The organism is Sphingomonas mesophila, from assembly GCF_003499275.1.
Classification (GTDB): domain Bacteria; phylum Pseudomonadota; class Alphaproteobacteria; order Sphingomonadales; family Sphingomonadaceae; genus Sphingomicrobium; species Sphingomicrobium mesophilum.
Genome location: NZ_QWDF01000001.1, coordinates 23,193 through 41,126, shown reverse-complemented (window position 1 = coordinate 41,126; position 17,934 = coordinate 23,193). Strand labels below are relative to the sequence as shown.

Here is a 17,934-nt window from a genome sequence, read left to right as displayed (position 1 = left end):
TGCCCCGCGAGTCCGCCGCTGTGTAAGGGTCGGCGCGATGACCGCGTCGCCCTTCGACACTCCCTATCGCGGCGGCTTCGTCGGCGCGCACCACCATTTCGCGCTGACCGTCTACTTCGAGGACACCGACACCGCCGGCATCGTCTACTACGCCAACTACCTCAAGTTCATGGAGCGCGCCCGCTCCGACATGCTGCGCTCAGTCGGCATCGATCAGCGCGCCGCCAAGGAGGACGGCATTGGCGTCTATGCCGTCGCCGAGGCCCACGTCCGTTATCTCCGCCCCGCCCGGCTCGGCGACGACCTCGTCATCGTCTCGAGCGTTGAGCAGGTCCGTGCCGCCTCGGTCCACATTCATCAGCGAGTCATGCGCGGGGCCGAACATCTTGCCGATGGACGCATCACCGCCGCCTTCCTCGGCCCCGACGACCGCCCACGCCGCCAGCCGCGCGAGTGGGTCGACCGCTTCCACCGACTGAGCGAGGATTGATGCCCGAGATCGCGTCCACCACCGATATGATGTCGCCGATGGCGCTGTTCCTCCACGCCGACGTGGTGGTGAAGGCGGTGATGATCGGCCTGCTGCTCGCCAGCATCTGGACCTGGGCGATCATCTTCACCCACGCGCTTCGCCTCAAGCGCATCAACCGGTCGAGCGCGGCCTATGAGGACGATTTCTGGGCGGCGGACGATATCGACGCCTTCCACAAGGTGCGCGGCAAGGAAGCGCTGCCGATCGCCGCGGTGCTCGACGCCGGGCTCGACGAGTGGCGCCGCTCGACCCGTAGCCGCTCGGTCGACCGCTCGGGCACCCGCGAACGCCTCGCCACCCGGATGAACGCCGCCGTCGCCGCCGAACTCGACCGCCTCGGCGACCGGCTGAACATCCTCGCCACGGTCGGCTCGGTCGCGCCGTTCGTCGGCCTGTTCGGCACGGTGTGGGGCATCATGCGCAGCTTCACCGCCATCGCCGACAGCAACAACACATCGCTCGCGGTGGTCGCTCCGGGCATCGCCGAGGCGCTGTTCGCCACCGCCATCGGCCTGTTCGCGGCGATTCCGGCGGTGATCGCCTACAACCGGCTCAGCCACGGACTCGACAAGCTCGAGGCCCGCCTCGGCCGCTTCGCCGACCGCTTCCACGCTACCTTGAGCCGCGAGCTCGAGGTCGAGGCCTGATGGGCGCCAGTCTCCCCTCGCGCGGCCGCGGCGGCAAGCGCCGGGCGCCGATGGCGGAGATCAACGTCACCCCTCTCGTCGACGTCATGCTGGTGCTGCTGATCATCTTCATGATCACCGCGCCGTTGCTTGTCGCCGGCGTGCCGATCGATCTGCCCGAGAACCGCGCCAAGGCGCTCGACCAGCAATCGAAGCCGGTCCAGATCGCGCTCGACAAGGATGGCGCCTTGTTCATCGACGATGCCCCGGTCGCCGAGGCCGATCTCCCGCAGCGGCTCGCCGCCATCGCCGCCGAGCCCGAACCGGCCGAGGGCCGCCGAATCTACCTGCGCGCCGACAAGGGTCTCGACTACGGCCGGGTGATGCGGGTGATGGGCGAGCTCAACCGCGCCGGCCTCAACCGGGTCGCTCTGGTTTCGGTCGGAGGCGAGCAGGCGCCGTGACCGCCGACCGCTTCGAATGGGAAGGTGCCGGCCTTGCGCTGCTGCTCCACGCGGCGCTGATCGCGGCCTTGTCGCTGACGCTTGCCGACCTTGACGAGCAGCCTGAAGCGCCGGCGATGGAAGTCGATTTCGTCGATGAGGTCGCGCTCGACAGCGCGGCCCCTCAAGCGGTCGCCGCACCCTCCGCCCCTCCGCCCGCGCCGCTCGAACAGGCCGAGCCCGAGCCGGTTGCCGAAACGCCCCCGCCGCCGACCCCACGCGCCGTCCCCCAGCCGGCCGCCCGCCCGGAGCCCGCTCCGCCGCGCCAGGCCCAGCGCCCGCAGCCGCCCCGGCCCCAGCAACGCCCCGCCCCCCGCCCGGCGCCGCGGCCCGGCCTCGGCGACGATTTCCTCGCCAAGCTCGACGACGACCTCGCCCCGCGCCCCGGCGCGGCCAAGCCGGCGGCGGCGAGTGTGAGCACAAGCCAGATGGCGGGCATTGTCAGTGTCATCCGCCGCAAGATTCAGCCGTGCGCCGACCGTCAGATCAATCCCGGACCAGACGCCAACAAGATTGTCGTCCGCCTTCGCGTGCAGTTGCTACCGAACGGACGATTGCGCCGTGCGCCGCAAGTCCTTTCGACCAGCGGCGTCACGGACGACAATGCGCGCTTTGAGGAGCGCGTCAAAGATTTGGCCGTCGCCAGTTTCGTAGGCTGCGCGCCGCTCAGCGGCCTCCCGCCCGACCTGTATGACAAGGGCTGGTCGAACTTCATCATGACTTACAAGCTGCCGTGAGGACCCTATGACCCACCTCCCCGACCGTCATTGCGAGCGGAGCGAAGCAATCCAGATATTCCGCCGCTGGATTGCTTCGTCGCTAACGCTCCTCGCAATGACGGCAGTTCCGAGCGCGGCGGCGCTTGCTCAAGAGGAACGCCAGCCCATCGAAGTCGACGTGGTGGGGGGTCGGACAGCGGCCCAAACCATCGCCGTCCCGGCCATGCCGTCGGCCGGCGGCGCGCCGCAAATCGGCCGCCAGATTGCCGAGGTCGTCGCCTCCGACCTGCGCTCGACCGGCGCCTTTACCCCGCTCGGCCCATCCGGAATGCCCGGCTATTCGGTCGAGCAGGCCGGCGCGCCTGCCTATGGCGAGTGGCGCAGCGCCGGGGCCGGGGCATTGGTCTCCGGCTATGTCGAGCCGCGCGGCGACGGGCGGCTGACCGTCGCCTGCCTGCTCCACGACGTCACCGCCGGCCGCCAACTTGCCAGCCAGGGCTTCGTCGTTGCCGAAAGCGACTGGCGCCGGGCCGCGCACAAATGCGCCGACCTCGTCTACGCCCGCCTCACCGGCGAGCAGCCGTTCCTCGACACGCGCATCGTGTTCGTCGCCGAAACCGGTCCCAAGACCGACCGCGTCAAGCGCATTGCGCTGATGGACTCGGACGGCACCAACCTGCGCTATCTGACCCCCGGCCGGTCGACCGTGACCATGCCGCGCTTCAGCCCGCGCGGCGACCGGCTGGTCTACACCGGCACGCTGGCGAGGAAGCCGCGGGTCTACGTCCTCGACGTCGCCTCGGGCGCCGAGCGCCTGCTCGTCCCCGGCGGCGCGGTGACCTTCGCGCCGCGCTTCTCGCCCGACGGCCGCGACATCGTCTTCTCTTGGGCGCGGGACGGCAACACCGACATCTATGTTGTGTCGGCATCGGGCGGCACGCCGCGCCGGCTGACCAGCGCGCCCGGCGTCGACACCTCGCCGAGCTACTCGCCCGACGGCCGCCGGATCGTGTTCGAAAGCGACCGCTCGGGCAGCCAGCAGCTGTATGTGATGGATGCCGGCGGCGGCGCGCAGCGGCGGATCAGCTTCGGCGGCGGCCGCTTCGCCTCCCCCGTCTGGAGCCCGCGCGGCGACCTCATCGCCTTCACCCGAATCGCCGGAAGCTTCAACGTCGGCGTGATGAACGCATCGGGCGGCGGCGTGCGAATCCTCACCGACGGCTGGCAGGACGAGGGGCCGAGCTTCGCGCCCAACGGCCAGTTCGTGCTGTTCCATCGCACCCAGCGCGGCAGCGGCGCGGCCTCGCTCCACGCCGTCCCGGTCAATGGCGGCGCCGTCCGCCGAATTCCCACCCCCCAGGGCGGCAGCGACCCGAGCTGGTCGCCGCTCAAATCCTAGACGTTCCGCAAGGAGATTTTCGCATGCGCAAGACCCTCATCGCCCTCAGCGCCGCGGCGCTCATGACCACTGCCTGCGCGCGCAAGGCGGCCGAGCCCGAGACGCTTCCGCCGGCCGAGGCGGGAACCGAGGTTCCGCCCGGGGTCGATCCCGCCGATGTCGAACTGACCGAGCTGCCCGCGATGCAGGCCGACCTAGTCGCCAAGGCCGGCTCCGACACCGTCTATTTCGGGACCGACGAGCACAGCCTCGACAGCGCGTCGCAGGCGACCCTCGCCGCCCAGGCGCGGTGGATGCTGGCTAACCCACGGGTGCGCGCCTCGATCGAGGGCCATGCCGACGAGCGCGGCACGCGCGAATATAATATGGCGCTGGGCGAGCGGCGGGCCAATGCCGCGCGCGACTATCTGGTATCGCAGGGTGTCCCGGTGACGCGGCTCATTGTCACCAGCTGGGGCAAGGAGAAGCCGGTCGCGGCGGGTTCAGACGAAACCGCCTGGGCCCAGAACCGCCGCGCGGTGACGGTGATCGTCCGCTAGGCGGCGTTGCGGCCGAGGACCGTTCCGCTGAGCCACGAGCGCGCCTGGCGTTGGGCTTCGGCGATCTCGCGGGCGGTCATCTCGATCGAGATTTCGGCGCGGCAGGCCTGGCTTCGCGTGTCGCCCGACAGCGCCGCGAGGTTGAACCATTTGTGCGCTTCGATGAGGTCGACCGCGATGCCCCCGCGCCCGGTCGAATAGGTTACGCCCAGATCGTACAGCGCTTCGACGCTTCCCCGCGCCGCGTCGGCCAGCCGGCTGTTGAGCAGGAATTCCGCACTCTTCTGACTGATCGCCATGTCCACGTCCCCTGTGCTTCGATGACGTCAGGTTTCGCGGGTCATGGTTCCCAAATGGTTAACGCTGAGAGCCGCCCTGTGTCTTATCGGACACGCACATTGTCGATCAGCCGAACTCCGCCGAGAGAGGCGGCGACGATGATCCGGCTGTCGGGCTGGTCCACGTCCAAGGGTTCGAGGTTTTTTTCGTCCACAAGGGCGAGATAATCGACCGGTCCGAAACCATTTTTCGTGAGTAGGTCGGTCGAGAACGCGAGCGCCTCTTCGACTTCGGTGAAACAGCAAATCTCGGCGGCCGCACCTTCGATCGCGTCGTAGAGCAAAGGCGCCTTCGCCCGATCCTCCGCCGACAGCAGGGCATTGCGCGACGACATCGCCAGCCCGTCCGCCTCCCGCACCGTTGCATGGCCGACAATCTCGACCGGCAGTCCGAGATCCTCGGTCAGGCGCCGGATCACCGCTAGTTGCTGGAAATCCTTCTCGCCGAACACCGCGACATCGGGCCGCGTCGCGATGAACAGTTTGGCGACCACCGTCGCGACGCCGTCGAAATGGCCCGGCCGATGCTCGCCCTCCCACCGTTCGCTGATCCCGGCGACGCGGATCGTGGTGGCGAAACCTTCCGGATAGAGCTCCGCCGCGCCCGGCAGCCACACCAGGTCGCAGCCGGCCGCCTCGAGCTTGGCGAGATCGCTCTCGACCTGCCGCGGATAGCGCTCGAGGTCGGCCGGATCGTTGAACTGCAACGGATTGACGAAGATCGTCGCCGCCACCCGTTCGGCGCGCTTCTTCGCCTCCGCCACCAGCGCGAGATGTCCGTCGTGGAGCGCGCCCATGGTCGGCACCAGCGCCACCCGCCCGTCTGCTCGAAACTCGTCGAGCGCATCGGGCAAGGCAATGATTTGACGAACGATTTGCATGCGATTCCGCGCTCCGATAGAGCTTTAGGCCGGGGGCGGGCCGGCTCTGGTGCGCCCGGGTTGATAAGGGGCTTAGCGGGCATGGGCCAGCCGCATTTCATCGTCTTCGCGAACGAAAAGGGCGGCACCGGCAAGTCGACCACCGCGGTCCACACCGCGGTCGCTCTGGCCGCGATGGGCCGGTCGGTGGCGGCGATCGACCTCGACCACCGCCAGCGCACCATGACGCGCTATTTCGAGAACCGGGCCAAGACCGTCGAGCGGCTCGCCAAGCCACTGCCGCAACCGGCGTTCGAGGTCGTCGAGGAGCTTACCGAGGCGAAGCTCGACGCGGCGGTCGAGCGCCTGTCCGCCGCCGCCGACGTGATCGTCATCGACACGCCGGGCCGCGATGACGCCGTCGCCCGCGCCGCGATCCTCAAGGCCGACACGCTAGTTACTCCGATGAACGACAGTTTCGTCGACCTCGACCTCATCGGCCAGGTTGATCCCGAGACCTACAAGATCACCCGCCCGAGCTTTTACGCCGAGCTGATCTGGAACAGCCGCACGCAGCGCGCCAAGCAGGCCGGCAAGAGCGTCGACTGGGTCGTGCTCAGGAACCGCCTGCAGCACATCGACAGCCACAACCTCCGCCGGGTGGGCGCGGCGCTTGACGAGCTCGCTCGCCGGGTCGGCTTTCGGGTCATTCCCGGGCTCGGCGAACGCGTGATCTATCGCGAGTTGTTCCCCAAGGGCCTGACCCTGCTCGACCTCGGCGAGATCGGCGACGCGTCGATCGCCCACGTCGCCGCGCGCCAGGAATTGCGCGAGATGGTCGCGGGCCTCGGCGTGCCGGAACGCGCCGCCGAGCCGGAGCGGATCGCCGCCACCGCCTGAGCCGACTGTGCCCCGCAGGCCACGGTGAGGCCGCTACCTGTCACCGCCGTGCAACGCCGCCTTCATCGGATTGCCATTTTCCGTTACTATGCCGGCTGCAGCAGGCGGGGAGGCGATGATGAGCCGGGACGTTGCGGGCAGACGATGGTGGTGGGTTGGCGGTGCGCTGCTGGTCGGCGCGGCGCTGGCCGGATTGCACAGGGCGCTCACTTTCGAGGTCGACTTCGACCCGTGGGACGACGCCTACCTCTACTAAAGGCGGCTATTCGAAGTCGTCCTCGTCTTCATAGCCGATCAGATTGAGTTCGCGCGCCTTGATCTGGTGGAGCGCGCACCAGTGCATCAGCGCGTCCTCGCGGCCGTGGGTGATCCACACCTCGCGCGGGGCGACCTCGCGAATGGTCCGGGTCAGCTCCTCCCAATCGCTATGATCCGAAATCACCAGCGGCAGCTCGACATTCTTCTGCCGCGCGCGCTGCCGGATCCGCATCCAGCCGGAGGCCATCGCCGTGATCGGGTCCGGCAGCCGCCGCGACCAGCGGTCGTTGAGGGCGCTCGGCGGAGCGATCACGATCCGCCCCTTGAGCTCGTCCTTCGCCGCTCCGGTCGCCGGCCTCAGCTCGCCGAGCGGCACGCCCAATTCCTCGTACAGCCGGCACAGCCGCTCCATCGCGCCGTGATAATAGATCGGCGCGTCGTGCCCGCGCCCGCGCAGTTCGGCGATCACCCGCTGCGCCTTGCCCAGCGCATAGGCGCCGACGAGCACGCAGCGCTCCGGCTCGGCGTGCAACCGCGCAAGCAGCCGGTCGATCTCGCTGCCGGTATCGGGATGGGTGAACACCGGCAGGCCGAACGTCGCCTCGGTGATCAGGACGTCGCACGGGGTCACCACGAACGGCTCGCAGGTCGGGTCGGGCCGCCGCTTGTAGTCGCCCGTCACGACGACCCGCTCGCCGCCATAGTCGAGGATGATCTGCGCCGATCCGAGCACGTGGCCGGCGGGCACGAAGCTGACCTCGACCTCGCCGACCCGGACCGTCTCGCCATAGGCGACCGGCCGCTCGTCCTGCTGGCCGTAGCGCACACCCATGATCGCCAGCGTCTCGGGCGTCGCCCACACCGCGCCGTGACCGCCGCGCGCGTGATCGGCGTGGCCGTGCGTCACCAGCGCCCGGGCTTTAGGCTGTGACGGATCGACCCATGCGTCTGCGGGCTTGACGAAAATGCCCTCGGGAAAGGACTCGATCCAGGAACCTAGACGGGGCATTGCGGCATTATACGGCAGGATGGCCGCGGCGGTTCCGTGGCAACAATGGAGAACGGCATGGACTTCGGCGGATTTCAGTGGGGGCTGGTCGATATCGTCGCCGTCCTCGTCCTCCTCGGGGTGATCGTGTGGGGCGTGCTGCGCGTGCGCAGCAAGGGCAAGTCCTCGAGCCCGCCCGAGACCGAGCGCGCTACCCACCAGCTCTATCAGGAAGAAGAACGGCGCCGCGACCAGGGCACCGACGGCAACTGAGCCACCTTCCGCAACCGCTCGAGCAATGGTTCGCCGGGCGCGGCTGGCAGCCGCGCCGCCACCAGCTTGAGATACTCGACGCGGCCCGCTCCGGCGAGCATGCGCTGCTCGTCGCGGCGACCGGCGCCGGCAAGACGCTCGCCGGCTTCCTGCCGACCCTGGTCGACCTGATCGATCGGCCGCGGGAGCGGCTGCACACGCTCTACGTTTCACCGCTCAAGGCGCTGGCGGTCGACGTCCAGCGCAACCTCCTCACCCCGATCGACGAGATGGGTCTCGACATCCGGGTCGAGACCCGCAGCGGCGACACGCCCTCCGACCGCAAGGCCCGCCAGCGAGTCCGCCCGCCGCAGATCCTGCTGACCACGCCCGAGAGCCTCAGCCTGCTCCTCTCCTATCCCGACAGCGCGATGCTGTTCGACGAGCTCGAAACCATCGTCCTCGACGAAATCCACGCCTTCGCCCGCGAGAAGCGCGGCGACCTGCTCGCTTTGTCCCTGTCGCGCCTGCAGGCGCTTCGCCCGAGCCTCCGCCGGGTCGGCCTAAGCGCGACGATCAGCGATCCCGACGCCTATCGCAGCTGGCTCGCGCCCGACGCCGATATCGACGCCGTTCGCCTGGTCGCCGGCGAGCCGGGAGCCGAGCCCGACCTCTCGATCCTCATCCCCGACGGCAAGATCCCATGGGGCGGGCACAGCGGCCGCCACGCGGTCGGCGAGGTGATGCGGCTGATCGAGCGGCACAAGACCACGCTCGTCTTCTGCAACACCCGAAGCCTCGCCGAGCTCATTTTCCAGGAACTGTGGTCGGTCAACGACAGCGCCCTGCCGATCGGCATCCACCACGGCAGCCTGGCGCTTGAGGCGCGGCGCAAGGTCGAGGCGGCGATGGGCGACGGCCGCCTGCGCGCCCTGGTCTGCACCGCCAGCCTCGATCTCGGCATCGACTGGGGCGACGTCGATTTGGTCGTTCAGATGGGCGCGCCCAAGGGCAGCTCGCGCCTGCTCCAGCGAATCGGCCGCGCCAACCACCGGCTCGACGAGCCGAGCCGCGGCATGATCGTCCCCGGCAACCGTTTCGAATATCTCGAGGCCCGCGCCGCGGTCGACGCGGTCGACGCGGTCGAGCTCGATCCCGAAATATTCCGCCCCGGAACGCTGGACGTGCTTGCGCAGCACATCCTCGGGGTGGCCTGCGCCGCGCCGTTCGACGAGGCCGAGCTGCTCGCCGAAGTCCGCTCCGCCGCGCCCTATGCCGGCCTCACCGACGCCGTGTGGCGCCGGGTGCTCGAATATATCGCCACCGGCGGCTACGCGCTGCGCGCCTACGACAAGTTCAAGCGGCTGGTCGAATATGAACCCGGCAAATGGCGCATCACCCGTCCCGCGGTTGTCGCCCAGCACCGCCTCAACGCCGGCGTGATCGTCGACAACCCGATGATGGACGTGCGCTTCCAGAACGGCCGGATCCTCGGTCGGGTCGAGGAAGGCTTCGGCGCGACCCTGTCCGTTGGCGACCATATCTTTTTCGCCGGCCTCGGGCTCGAGGTGGTCCGCTTCCAGGAGAGCGATATCGTCGTGCGCGCCTCGGCCAAGCAGGCGCGGCTGGTAACTTACGGCGGCCAGCGAATGAGCATGACCACCCATCTCGCGGACCGCGTCCGCGCCTTTCTCGCCGACGACGCCGACTGGCACCGCTTCCCCGACGACGTGCGCGAATGGCTCGAAGTCCAGCAGCGCCGCTCGATCCTGCCCCGCCCCGACCAATTGCTGGTCGAAACCTTCCCGCGCGAGGGCCGCCACTACATGTGCGCCTACTCGTTCGAGGGCTGGAACGCGCACCAGTCGCTCGGCATGCTGCTTACCAAGCGGATGGAGAACGCAGGTCTCAAACCCTTGGGCTTTGTCGCCAACGACTATGCCATCGCCGCCTACAGCCTCGAGCCGGTGACCGACGCCAAGGCGCTGTTCTCGCCCGACATCCTCGAGCAGGAGTTCATCGACTGGGTCGAGCAGTCGCACCTCCTGAAACGCGCCTTCCGCGAGGTGGCGGTGATCGGCGGGCTGGTCGAGCGCCAGCACCCGGGCAAGCGCAAGACCGGCAAGCAGGTCAGCTTTTCGACCGACCTCATCTATGACGTGCTGCGCAAATATGAGCCCGAGCATCTGCTGCTGCGTGCGGCATGGGATGATGCGCGCGGGCGGATGACCGAACTCGGCCGCCTCGCCCGGCTGGTCGACCGCGCCGCGGCGACGATGGTCCATGTCGAGGCGAGCCGCGTGACGCCGCTGGCGATCCCGCTGATGGTCGTCATCGGCCGCGAGGCGGCGCCGGCCGGAGCGGCTGACGAGGCACTGCTTATGGAAGCCGAGTCGCTGGTCGCGGAGGCGATGGCGCTCGACTGATCGGCAATCGACGCGCGCGGCGAATTGGGGCATCAGCCGGCGATGCGCTTGCTTGCCCTGTTCCTTCCGCTTGCCCTCGGCGGCTGCGTTGTCGGCGCGATTGCCGAGACCGCGGTCGACGTCGCCACCTTGCCGGTCAAGGCTGTCGCCAAGGGCGTCGACCTCGCCATCACCAGCCAGGCCGAGGCCGACGCCGCGCGCGGCCGGGCGATGCGCGAGGCCGAGGAAGCCTATGGCAAGGAGCTGCGCGCGTGGGACAAGAAATGCGCCGCTGCGACGCGTTCCGGCCAGCCGTGCCCGCCACGCCCCGAATTCGTGCCGCCCCGCTAGATGCGCTATTTCCTCGACACAGAATATGACGGCTTCGGCGGAGCGCTGATCAGCCTCGCGCTCGTCCCCGAGGACGGCAGCGAGGAATTCTACATCGTGCTCGACCACCAGGCGACGGTCCCGTGGGTGGTGCGCAATGTCGTGCCCTATCTCGATCACGTGCCCGATGCGCTGCGCTCGCCGCGGCTCGACCGCGCCGCCGCGAGTCACGCGCTCGCGGTGTGGCTGGCGCATGACGACGGCGCCGAGATCATCGCCGACTGGCCCGAGGACCTCGCCCACCTCGCCAATCTGCTCGTCAGCGGCCCCGGCCAGATGCAGCAGGTCCACGGCCTGATCCTGCGCCTCGTGCCGGTGCCCGGCTTTTCCAATGCCGCCAACAGCGCGGTGCCGCACAACGCGCTGCACGACGCGCGCGCGCTGCGCGACCATCTTGCCGGCTTGGATTAGGCCGCGATTGCGGATAGCGCGGGCAAATGGTTCCCTTTTCGTTCGCCGGCCACGATCTCCTCGCCCATCCCGAGGGCGCGCTTTATTGGCCGGCGCAGGGGGCGCTTCTGGTTGCCGACCTGCACCTCGAGAAGGCGAGCTGGTTCGCGCGCCTCGGCCAGTTCCTCCCGCCTTATGATTCGCTCGCCACGCTCCAGGCGCTCGAGCGGATCGTCGACCAGTGCGGCGCCCGCCGCTTGTTCTGCCTCGGCGATTCGTTTCACGACCGCTTCGGCTGCGACCGCCTGCCCGCCGCCGCGCGCGACCTGCTGATCTCCCTCACCGCCCGGCTCGACTGGCAATGGATCACCGGCAACCACGATGCCGGCTTCGTCGATCATTGCGGCGGGACGATCGTCGAGGAGCTGGCGATCGACGGCCTCATCCTGCGCCACGAGGCCGACCCCGCTGATCCGCGCCCGGAACTGTCGGGTCACTTCCACCCCAAGCTGCGCCTTCACCTCAAGGGCCGCAACGTCTCGCGCCGCTGCTTCGTCGCCACCCCGGCCAAGCTCATCCTGCCGGCGTTCGGATCGCTCACCGGCGGGCTCGACGCCCACCATCCCGAGATCCTCCGCAAGGTCGGCCCGCGCGCGTCGGCGCTGGTGCCGGTGACCGGCCGCCTGCTTCGCTTTCCGATCGCCGCTTAGGCTAGTTCGGCGCGGATCAGTCCGCGCACGCTGTTGCCGATCAGGAACCCGCCGGCGAGATCGGCCTCGCTCACCTCCGCCTCGACTGCTTTCCCCTCGGCAATCAGCCGCGCGCGAAGCAATCCCGGCATCAGCCCGCGGCTGAGCGGCGGGGTCGCCAGCCGCCCGCCGCGCTCGACGAACACGTTGGTGAAGCTGCCCTCGGTGACCATTCCTTCGCCATCGACGAACACCGTCTCATAGCCGCCGCCTTCCCGCCGCGCCTCGTCGAGGAACGCCCGCGCCGTCGTCTTCCACCTCAGCCGAACGTCGTCGCTCGCCACCGGCAGCGGACGAACCGCCACCTTGACCCGCTCGCGCGGCGCTTCGGGCAGCGGCTTCAGCTCGACCGCCATCGACCCCTTGGGCGACAGCAGCAGCCTCAGCATCGCCGGGTCCGAGCGGCGGAAGGTCGCCGCCTGGAGCTCGTTGCGCGCGCCGTGGCGGTCGAAGCGGAAATCGAACTGCTCCGCTGCCCGCCCCAGCCGGTCGAGATGTTCCTCGAGAAACGCGATCCCCCCGTGCGGGTCGAACCGCATGGTCTCGATGAGGTCGAAATCTTGCACGTCGGACGCCACGAATTTCCCTTTGAGCAGGCACTCGTCCCACTCATTGCCCGCGACGCTGTCGACGACAAGCCCCGAGCCGAGCCCGAGCCGGGCCACCCCCGCCCCGTCGGCCCACTCGAGCGTCCGGATCAGCACGTTGAACGCGGCGTCCCCGTTCGGCGCGATCCAGCCCATGCTGCCCGTATAGGCGCCGCGCGGCTCCGGCTCGAGCGCTCGAAGCGCCGCGATCGCCGCGATCTTCGGCGCCCCGGTGATCGACCCGCACGGAAACAGCGTCTCCAGCACGTCGACCGGCCCGAGCCCGCCGCGCAGCCGTGCCGTCACCCGGCTGACCATCTGGTGGACGGTCGGAAAGCTCTCGACCGCGAACAGCTCGGGCACGTCGACGCTCCCGGTCTCCGCGACCCGCGCGAGGTCGTTGCGCAGCAGGTCGACGATCATCAGATTCTCGGCGCGTTGCTTTGAGTCGGCGGCCAGCGTGTCGGCTTCGGCGCGGTCGGCGGCGGGATCGTCGTGACGCGGCGCAGTGCCCTTCATCGGCTTGGCCTCGAGCAGCCCGTCGCGAAGCGTGAAGAACTGCTCGGGGCTGGCCGACAGCAGCCAGCCGCCGGGGAACCGCGCCACCCCGCCCCACGCCGCGTTCGACCGCCGCTTGATCTCCGCATAGGCCGCGAGCGGCGGGCCGCTCAGCGCAACGTCGCAGCCGAAGGTCAGATTGGCTTGGTAGAAGTCGCCGGCGAACAGATGCGCGCGCACCCGCCCCGCCGCAGCGACATAATCATCGCGTGATATCCGCGGCTCCGGCCGCCCCAGCCACGCCGCCGCCGGATCGCCAAGCAACGCCGCCACGTCCGCCGAGCCAAGCTCGCGAAACCCGTCGAACAGCCCGAACCACAGCAGCGGCGCTGCGCCGCCTCGCCGCGCCAGCGGCCCGAGCTTCGACTCGAGCCCGTAGCAGGCGTCATAGCCGATGAAACCCGCCGCGTGCCGTCCGTCCGCCACCGCCGCGCGCAGCTCGCCGAGTGCCGCACGAACCTCGTCCGCCTCGATCGCCACGATCTCGCCGACCGGCCGCTCGTACAGCCGCGCCGTCCCCTTGCGCGAATCGTCGAACAGCAGGAACGGCCCGGTCATCGCCGTCCATTGACCGCCCCCGGCCAGGCCGTAAAGTCGCCGCCATGCGTCTCCCCCTTCTCGCCGCGCTGGCCTTGTCGCTCGCCGCGCCGGCCTTCGCCCAGCCGATCGATCCCGCCGTCCAGAAGCGGATCGACCGGATCCTCAAGCGCACCCCGTTGATCGACGGCCACAACGACCTGCCGTGGGCGTTGCGCGAAGATTTCGGCTCGTCGGTCGAGGATCTCGAAAGCGGCACCGCGGCCCGCACCCCGCCGCTGATGACCGACTTCGCCCGCCTGCGCGCCGGCCGGGTCGGCGGCCAATTCTGGTCGGTCTACATCACCGGAACGCTGGTCGGCGACGAGGCGATCCGGGTGACGCTCGAGCAGATCGACACCGCCCGCCGCCTGATCGCCGCCTACCCGCGCCACCTCGAGCTTGCGACAAGCGCCGACGACATGGTCCGGATCCACCGCTCGGGCCGGATCGGCTCGCTACTCGGGATCGAGGGCGGCCGCCAGATCGGCGGCTCGATGGCCGCGCTGCGCCGCTTCCACGATCTCGGCGTGCGCTACATGACGCTGACCCACAACCAGACCACCGAATGGGCCGACAGCGGCACCGACGAGAACAAGCACGACGGCCTCAGCCCGTTCGGGGTCGAGATCGTGCGCGAAATGAACCGGCTCGGCATGCTGGTCGACCTCAGCCACGTCTCGGCCGCCACCGCCGCCGACGCTATTGCCGCAAGCGCCGCGCCGGTGATCTTTTCGCATTCCAACGCCCACGCCCTCGTCCCGCACCCCCGCAACGTGCCCGACACGGTGCTGCGCCTGTTGCCCGCGAACGGCGGCGTCATCATGGCGACCTTCGTCCCGCCCTTCCTGTCGAACGATTTCCGCCGCTGGAACAGCGAGCGCGCTGCCGAGGAAGCGCGCCTCAAGTCGCTCCATCCGCAAAGCAAGGCGACGGTCGACGCGGGCGTCAAAAGCTGGGAATCGTCAAACCCTAAGCCGGTGGTGCGGGTCACCGACGTCGCCGACCATATCGAGCATATCGTCCGGGTCGCCGGGCACGACCATGTCGGCATCGGCGGCGACCTCGACGGCATTTCAGTCACCGTCGAGGGACTCGGCAGCGCCGACGGCTATCCCCTGCTGTTCGCCGAGCTGATCCGCCGCGGCTGGACGGACTCCAACCTCGCCAAGCTCGCCGGCGGCAACATCCTACGCGCCCTGCGCGGCGCCGAAGCCACCGCCCGCACCCTGCGCGACGTCAAGCCGAGCATGGCCAAGCAACCATGACCGCGCCCACTCCGCCGCTCCGCGCCGCCATCGTTCCGGTCACTCCGCTGCAGCAGAATTGCACCCTGTTGTGGTGCACGGCCACCATGCGCGGCGCGTTCGTCGATCCCGGCGGCGATCTCGACCGGCTCAAGGCCGCTGCCACCCAGCATGGCGTGACGATCGAAAAGATCCTTCTCACCCACGGCCACATCGACCATTGCGGCCAGGCCGGCATCCTCGCCGCCGAGCTCGGGGTCGAGATCGAGGGCCCGCACGAGGACGACCGCTTCTGGATCGCCCGGCTCGAAGACGACGGCCGCAACTACGGCATCGGCGGCAAGCCGTTCGAACCCGCGCGCTGGCTTGCCGACGGCGACACGGTCACGGTCGGCGATCTCACCTTCGACGTCCGCCATTGCCCCGGCCACACCCCCGGCCATGTCGTCTTCCACCACCCCGCCTCGAAACTGGCGATCGTCGGCGACGTGCTGTTCGCCGGATCGATCGGCCGCACCGACTTCCCGCTCGGCAGCCACCAGGACCTGCTCGATTCGATCCGCCTCAAGCTGTGGCCGATGGGCGGCGAGACCGCCTTCATCCCCGGCCACGGCCCGATGTCGACCTTCGCCCGCGAGCGCGCCACCAACCCGTTCGTCGGCGACCGGGCGCTCCAGCAGGCCTAACCCGCTTGCGCGACCCGCGCTTTTGGCCTAGGGCGCACTCGTTCGCGACCGTCCGGCCGCCGCCGCGGGTTTCCTTCTCTCGGGACCCACGAGCAGTGCGAGGGTGGTCGCCAATTTTTTTGACTCGAAACCAGCTAAGGTGCCGTCATGGCCGTCCCCAAGAGAAAAACTTCGCCGTCCAAGCGCAACATGCGCCGCAGCCACCATGCTCTGAAGCCGGCGCCGTTCCAGGAATGCACCAATTGCGGCGAACTCAAGCTGCCGCACAATCTGTGCGCGGCCTGCGGCCACTATAACGGCCGCGAGATCGTCTCGACCGAAGGCTGAGGCGGACCGAAAGGGGCACGCTCGACATGGCGTCAAGCCCGCGGATCGCAATCGACGCAATGGGCGGGGACATCGGTCCGGCGGTGATCGTCGGCGGCATGTCGCGCGCCCGCCGTGCCAATCGCACGCTGCGTTTCGAGCTGTTCGGCGACGAGGCTGAGATCGCGCCCGAGCTCGAGCGCTACAAGGGCCTCGCCTCGGCGGTAACCGTCCACCACACCACCGAATCGATCGCCGCCACCGAAAAGCCGAGCCAGGCCATCCGCCGCGCCAAGGGCACGTCGATGGGCATGGCGATCAATGCGGTGAAGGACGGCCACGCCGACGCCGCGCTGTCGGCCGGCAACACCGGCGCGCTGATGGCGATCGCCAAGCTCGCGCTGCGCACCATGCCCGGGATCGACCGGCCCGCCCTCGCCGCGCTGCTCCCGACGCTCGGCGACACCGACCTCGTGATGCTCGATCTCGGCGCCAACACCGAGTGCGATGCGCAGAACCTGGTGCAATTCTCGGTCATGGGCGCGGCCTACGCGCGCACCGTGCTCGAAATTGACCGCCCGCGGGTCAAGCTGCTTAACATCGGCACCGAGGAGTTGAAGGGCACCGGCGAGCTCAAGGAGGCCGCCGCTTTGCTGCGCGATGCCGCCGACTATCTCCCGCTCCAGTTCGACGGCTTCACCGAGGGCGACAAATTGTCGCGCGGCGATGTCGACGTGGTCGTCACCGACGGCTTTTCCGGCAATATCGCGCTCAAGACCGCCGAGGGCACCGCGCGCTTCGTCACCGACCTCTTGCGCCGCGCCTTCACCTCGTCGCTTCGCTCAAAGGCCGGCTTCGCCTTGTCGCGCCCGGCCTTGCACATGCTCAAGGTCCACCTCGACCCCAATAACCACAACGGCGCGGTGTTCCTCGGGCTCAACGGGTTGGTCGTGAAAAGTCACGGCGGCGCCAACCCCAAGGGCGTCGCCAACGCCATCGGCGTCGCGGCGCGGATGATCGCCAACGACATCACCCGCAAGATCGGCGACGATCTCGACGAATTCCGCGCCCATGCCTTCGCCAACGGCGACGCGGCATGACCCGCCGCGCCGTCATTGCCGGAAGCGGCTCGGCCCTGCCGCGCCAGCGGGTCACCAACGCCGAGCTCGCCGAGCGCGTCGACACCTCCGACGAGTGGATCGTCGAGCGCACCGGGATCCGCGCGCGCCATCTTGCCGCGCCGGACGAAACCACCGCCACCCTCGCCGCCGACGCCGCCCGCGCGGCGCTCGACATGGCCGGAATCGCCGCCACCGACATCGGCCTCATCGTCCTCGCCACAGCGACTCCCGACCAGACCTTCCCGTCGTCGGCGACCAAGGTCCAGGCGATGCTCGGCATCGACGATTGCGTTGCGTTCGACGTTCACGCCGTGTGCACCGGCTTCCTCTATGCGCTGAGCGTCGCCGACTCGATGGTCCGCACCGGGGTCGCCGACCATGCGCTGGTGATCGGCGCCGAGACCTTCAGCCGGATCCTCGACTGGGAGGACCGCACCACCTGCGTGCTGTTCGGCGACGGCGCCGGCGCTCTCGTGTTGAAAGCCGAAGAGGGGACACGCGGCATTCTCGCCACGCGCCTCCATGCCGACGGCCGCCACAACGATCTGCTCTATGTCGACGGCGGCCCGTCGACCACCGGCACCGTCGGCAAGCTGCGCATGAAGGGCCGCGAGGTGTTCCGCCATGCCGTCGTCAACCTCTCGGCAGTGCTCGGCGAGGTGCTCGGCGCGGCCGGGCTCGAACCCGCCGACGTCGACTGGGTGGTGCCGCACCAGGCCAACGCCCGGATCCTCGATGCCACCGCCAAGAAGCTCGGACTCCCGCCCGAAAAGATCGTCGTGACGGTCGATCAACACGCCAACACGTCCGCCGCGTCGGTGCCCTTGGCATTCGACACCGCGGTTCGCGACGGGCGGATCAAGCGCGGCGATCTGCTGGTGCTCGAGGCGATGGGCGGCGGCTTCACCTGGGGCGCGGCGGCGGTCCGCTATTAGTCTTCGACCAACTGCGATTGCCGTCCCGCAACTTTTTGGTTAGGCTCGACAAATCGCGTCTGAGGGGGCG

At 69.2% G+C, this 17,934-nt stretch carries 22 protein-coding genes; 18 read left to right on the top strand and 4 right to left on the bottom strand.

The genetic code is table 11. The features are described from left to right. Window positions 1–37: 37 nt before the first annotated feature. The 6 genes from D0Z60_RS00185 (at window position 38) to pal (ending at window position 4,318) form a co-directional block, all read left to right on the top strand. Window positions 38–490, top strand: a complete 453-nt coding sequence (locus tag D0Z60_RS00185) for a YbgC/FadM family acyl-CoA thioesterase (RefSeq protein WP_118855824.1) — start codon at window positions 38–40, stop codon at window positions 488–490. After that, complete coding sequence (gene tolQ / locus D0Z60_RS00180) at window positions 490–1,179, top strand: protein TolQ (protein ID WP_118855821.1); 690 nt, start codon at window positions 490–492, stop codon at window positions 1,177–1,179. Before D0Z60_RS00185 ends, tolQ begins: the two co-directional genes overlap by 1 nt. Then, window positions 1,179–1,622, top strand: coding sequence for an ExbD/TolR family protein (locus D0Z60_RS00175; RefSeq protein WP_118855818.1), 444 nt, complete (start codon window positions 1,179–1,181; stop codon window positions 1,620–1,622). Before tolQ ends, D0Z60_RS00175 begins: the two co-directional genes overlap by 1 nt. Next, window positions 1,619–2,398, top strand: coding sequence for a hypothetical protein (locus D0Z60_RS00170; RefSeq protein WP_118855815.1), 780 nt, complete (start codon window positions 1,619–1,621; stop codon window positions 2,396–2,398). Before D0Z60_RS00175 ends, D0Z60_RS00170 begins: the two co-directional genes overlap by 4 nt. 97 nt (window positions 2,399–2,495) lie before the next feature. After that, entirely contained in the window at window positions 2,496–3,779 is a 1,284-nt protein-coding gene (gene tolB, locus D0Z60_RS00165; RefSeq protein ID WP_240325482.1) for a Tol-Pal system beta propeller repeat protein TolB, read from the top strand. 23 nt (window positions 3,780–3,802) lie between these two features. Beyond that, window positions 3,803–4,318 (top strand): peptidoglycan-associated lipoprotein Pal, encoded by a 516-nt coding sequence (gene pal / locus D0Z60_RS00160; protein ID WP_205421012.1) that lies wholly within the window; start codon window positions 3,803–3,805, stop codon window positions 4,316–4,318. Here the strand turns inward: pal and D0Z60_RS00155 are convergent. Next, window positions 4,315–4,617 carry an SEL1-like repeat protein gene (locus tag D0Z60_RS00155; protein WP_118858353.1) on the bottom strand — a complete coding sequence of 101 codons (303 nt, stop codon included), beginning with the start codon at window positions 4,615–4,617 and terminating at the stop codon, window positions 4,315–4,317. The two genes, pal and D0Z60_RS00155, sit on opposite strands and share 4 nt — an antisense overlap. A gap of 83 nt (window positions 4,618–4,700) precedes the next feature. After that, entirely contained in the window at window positions 4,701–5,537 is an 837-nt protein-coding gene (gene panC, locus D0Z60_RS00150; RefSeq protein WP_118855809.1) for a pantoate--beta-alanine ligase, read from the bottom strand. An 81-nt stretch (window positions 5,538–5,618) separates the two neighbouring features. On the opposite strand from panC, the gene D0Z60_RS00145 reads away from it, so the two are divergent. Both D0Z60_RS00145 and D0Z60_RS11535 read left to right on the top strand, forming a co-directional pair. Continuing rightward, a complete protein-coding gene (locus tag D0Z60_RS00145; protein ID WP_118855806.1) occupies window positions 5,619–6,416 on the top strand; it encodes a division plane positioning ATPase MipZ in 798 nt (265 codons plus the stop codon). 118 nt (window positions 6,417–6,534) lie between these two features. Beyond that, the gene (locus D0Z60_RS11535) at window positions 6,535–6,672 is read left to right on the top strand and encodes a hypothetical protein (RefSeq protein WP_162888006.1); all 138 of its coding nucleotides are present in this window, start codon (window positions 6,535–6,537) and stop codon (window positions 6,670–6,672) included. 6 nt (window positions 6,673–6,678) lie between these two features. On the opposite strand, the gene D0Z60_RS00140 is transcribed toward D0Z60_RS11535, so the two are convergent. Continuing rightward, window positions 6,679–7,683 carry a ligase-associated DNA damage response exonuclease gene (locus D0Z60_RS00140; RefSeq protein ID WP_118855803.1) on the bottom strand — a complete coding sequence of 335 codons (1,005 nt, stop codon included), beginning with the start codon at window positions 7,681–7,683 and terminating at the stop codon, window positions 6,679–6,681. Window positions 7,684–7,719: 36 nt separating this feature from the next. On the opposite strand from D0Z60_RS00140, the gene D0Z60_RS11530 reads away from it, so the two are divergent. From D0Z60_RS11530 to pdeM, 5 genes are read left to right on the top strand one after another with little or no spacing between them, the layout of a single operon-like run. Then, window positions 7,720–7,935: a hypothetical protein gene (locus tag D0Z60_RS11530; protein ID WP_162888005.1), complete on the top strand. Its 216-nt coding sequence runs from the start codon at window positions 7,720–7,722 to the stop codon at window positions 7,933–7,935. Continuing rightward, a complete protein-coding gene (locus tag D0Z60_RS00135; protein ID WP_118858352.1) occupies window positions 7,932–10,340 on the top strand; it encodes a ligase-associated DNA damage response DEXH box helicase in 2,409 nt (802 codons plus the stop codon). Before D0Z60_RS11530 ends, D0Z60_RS00135 begins: the two co-directional genes overlap by 4 nt. A gap of 42 nt (window positions 10,341–10,382) precedes the next feature. Continuing rightward, window positions 10,383–10,670, top strand: a complete 288-nt coding sequence (locus D0Z60_RS00130; protein ID WP_240325481.1) for a hypothetical protein — start codon at window positions 10,383–10,385, stop codon at window positions 10,668–10,670. After that, complete coding sequence (locus D0Z60_RS00125; RefSeq protein WP_118855799.1) at window positions 10,671–11,120, top strand: hypothetical protein; 450 nt, start codon at window positions 10,671–10,673, stop codon at window positions 11,118–11,120. Window positions 11,121–11,146: 26 nt separating this feature from the next. Then, window positions 11,147–11,809 (top strand): ligase-associated DNA damage response endonuclease PdeM, encoded by a 663-nt coding sequence (gene pdeM / locus D0Z60_RS00120; protein ID WP_118855796.1) that lies wholly within the window; start codon window positions 11,147–11,149, stop codon window positions 11,807–11,809. On the opposite strand, the gene pabB is transcribed toward pdeM, so the two are convergent. Beyond that, window positions 11,806–13,551: an aminodeoxychorismate synthase component I gene (gene pabB, locus D0Z60_RS00115; RefSeq protein WP_118855793.1), complete on the bottom strand. Its 1,746-nt coding sequence runs from the start codon at window positions 13,549–13,551 to the stop codon at window positions 11,806–11,808. The two genes, pdeM and pabB, sit on opposite strands and share 4 nt — an antisense overlap. A gap of 44 nt (window positions 13,552–13,595) precedes the next feature. Here pabB and D0Z60_RS00110 point away from each other — a divergent pair, with 44 nt between their 5' ends. The 5 genes from D0Z60_RS00110 to D0Z60_RS00090 all read left to right on the top strand — a co-directional run bounded on the left by D0Z60_RS00110 (window position 13,596) and on the right by D0Z60_RS00090 (window position 17,864). After that, entirely contained in the window at window positions 13,596–14,837 is a 1,242-nt protein-coding gene (locus D0Z60_RS00110) for a dipeptidase (RefSeq protein ID WP_118855791.1), read from the top strand. After that, window positions 14,834–15,502, top strand: coding sequence for an MBL fold metallo-hydrolase (locus D0Z60_RS00105; protein WP_118855788.1), 669 nt, complete (start codon window positions 14,834–14,836; stop codon window positions 15,500–15,502). The genes D0Z60_RS00110 and D0Z60_RS00105 overlap by 4 nt, the downstream gene beginning before the upstream one ends. Before the next feature lie 147 nt (window positions 15,503–15,649). Beyond that, complete coding sequence (gene rpmF, locus D0Z60_RS00100; protein ID WP_118855785.1) at window positions 15,650–15,829, top strand: 50S ribosomal protein L32; 180 nt, start codon at window positions 15,650–15,652, stop codon at window positions 15,827–15,829. Window positions 15,830–15,855: 26 nt separating this feature from the next. After that, window positions 15,856–16,908, top strand: a complete 1,053-nt coding sequence (gene plsX / locus D0Z60_RS00095; RefSeq protein WP_118855782.1) for a phosphate acyltransferase PlsX — start codon at window positions 15,856–15,858, stop codon at window positions 16,906–16,908. After that, entirely contained in the window at window positions 16,905–17,864 is a 960-nt protein-coding gene (locus D0Z60_RS00090) for a beta-ketoacyl-ACP synthase III (protein WP_118855779.1), read from the top strand. Before plsX ends, D0Z60_RS00090 begins: the two co-directional genes overlap by 4 nt. The last annotated feature ends 70 nt before the right edge of the window (window positions 17,865–17,934 follow it).

Excerpts from the sequence above, each read along its gene's own strand:
- D0Z60_RS00185 (WP_118855824.1), top strand. The coding sequence starts at position 38 with ATGACCGCGTCGCCCTTCGACACTCCCTATCGCGGCGGCTTCGTCGGC.
- tolQ (WP_118855821.1), top strand. The coding sequence starts at position 490 with ATGCCCGAGATCGCGTCCACCACCGATATGATGTCGCCGATGGCGCTG.
- D0Z60_RS00175 (WP_118855818.1), top strand. The coding sequence starts at position 1,179 with ATGGGCGCCAGTCTCCCCTCGCGCGGCCGCGGCGGCAAGCGCCGGGCG.
- tolB (WP_240325482.1), top strand. The coding sequence starts at position 2,496 with ATGACGGCAGTTCCGAGCGCGGCGGCGCTTGCTCAAGAGGAACGCCAG.
- pal (WP_205421012.1), top strand. The coding sequence starts at position 3,803 with ATGCGCAAGACCCTCATCGCCCTCAGCGCCGCGGCGCTCATGACCACT.
- D0Z60_RS00155 (WP_118858353.1), bottom strand. The coding sequence starts at position 4,617 with ATGGCGATCAGTCAGAAGAGTGCGGAATTCCTGCTCAACAGCCGGCTG.
- panC (WP_118855809.1), bottom strand. The coding sequence starts at position 5,537 with ATGCAAATCGTTCGTCAAATCATTGCCTTGCCCGATGCGCTCGACGAG.
- D0Z60_RS00145 (WP_118855806.1), top strand. The coding sequence starts at position 5,619 with ATGGGCCAGCCGCATTTCATCGTCTTCGCGAACGAAAAGGGCGGCACC.
- D0Z60_RS11535 (WP_162888006.1), top strand. The coding sequence starts at position 6,535 with ATGAGCCGGGACGTTGCGGGCAGACGATGGTGGTGGGTTGGCGGTGCG.
- D0Z60_RS00140 (WP_118855803.1), bottom strand. The coding sequence starts at position 7,683 with ATGCCCCGTCTAGGTTCCTGGATCGAGTCCTTTCCCGAGGGCATTTTC.
- D0Z60_RS00130 (WP_240325481.1), top strand. The coding sequence starts at position 10,383 with ATGCGCTTGCTTGCCCTGTTCCTTCCGCTTGCCCTCGGCGGCTGCGTT.
- D0Z60_RS00125 (WP_118855799.1), top strand. The coding sequence starts at position 10,671 with ATGCGCTATTTCCTCGACACAGAATATGACGGCTTCGGCGGAGCGCTG.
- pdeM (WP_118855796.1), top strand. The coding sequence starts at position 11,147 with ATGGTTCCCTTTTCGTTCGCCGGCCACGATCTCCTCGCCCATCCCGAG.
- pabB (WP_118855793.1), bottom strand. The coding sequence starts at position 13,551 with ATGACCGGGCCGTTCCTGCTGTTCGACGATTCGCGCAAGGGGACGGCG.
- D0Z60_RS00110 (WP_118855791.1), top strand. The coding sequence starts at position 13,596 with ATGCGTCTCCCCCTTCTCGCCGCGCTGGCCTTGTCGCTCGCCGCGCCG.
- D0Z60_RS00105 (WP_118855788.1), top strand. The coding sequence starts at position 14,834 with ATGACCGCGCCCACTCCGCCGCTCCGCGCCGCCATCGTTCCGGTCACT.
- rpmF (WP_118855785.1), top strand. The coding sequence starts at position 15,650 with ATGGCCGTCCCCAAGAGAAAAACTTCGCCGTCCAAGCGCAACATGCGC.
- plsX (WP_118855782.1), top strand. The coding sequence starts at position 15,856 with ATGGCGTCAAGCCCGCGGATCGCAATCGACGCAATGGGCGGGGACATC.
- D0Z60_RS00090 (WP_118855779.1), top strand. The coding sequence starts at position 16,905 with ATGACCCGCCGCGCCGTCATTGCCGGAAGCGGCTCGGCCCTGCCGCGC.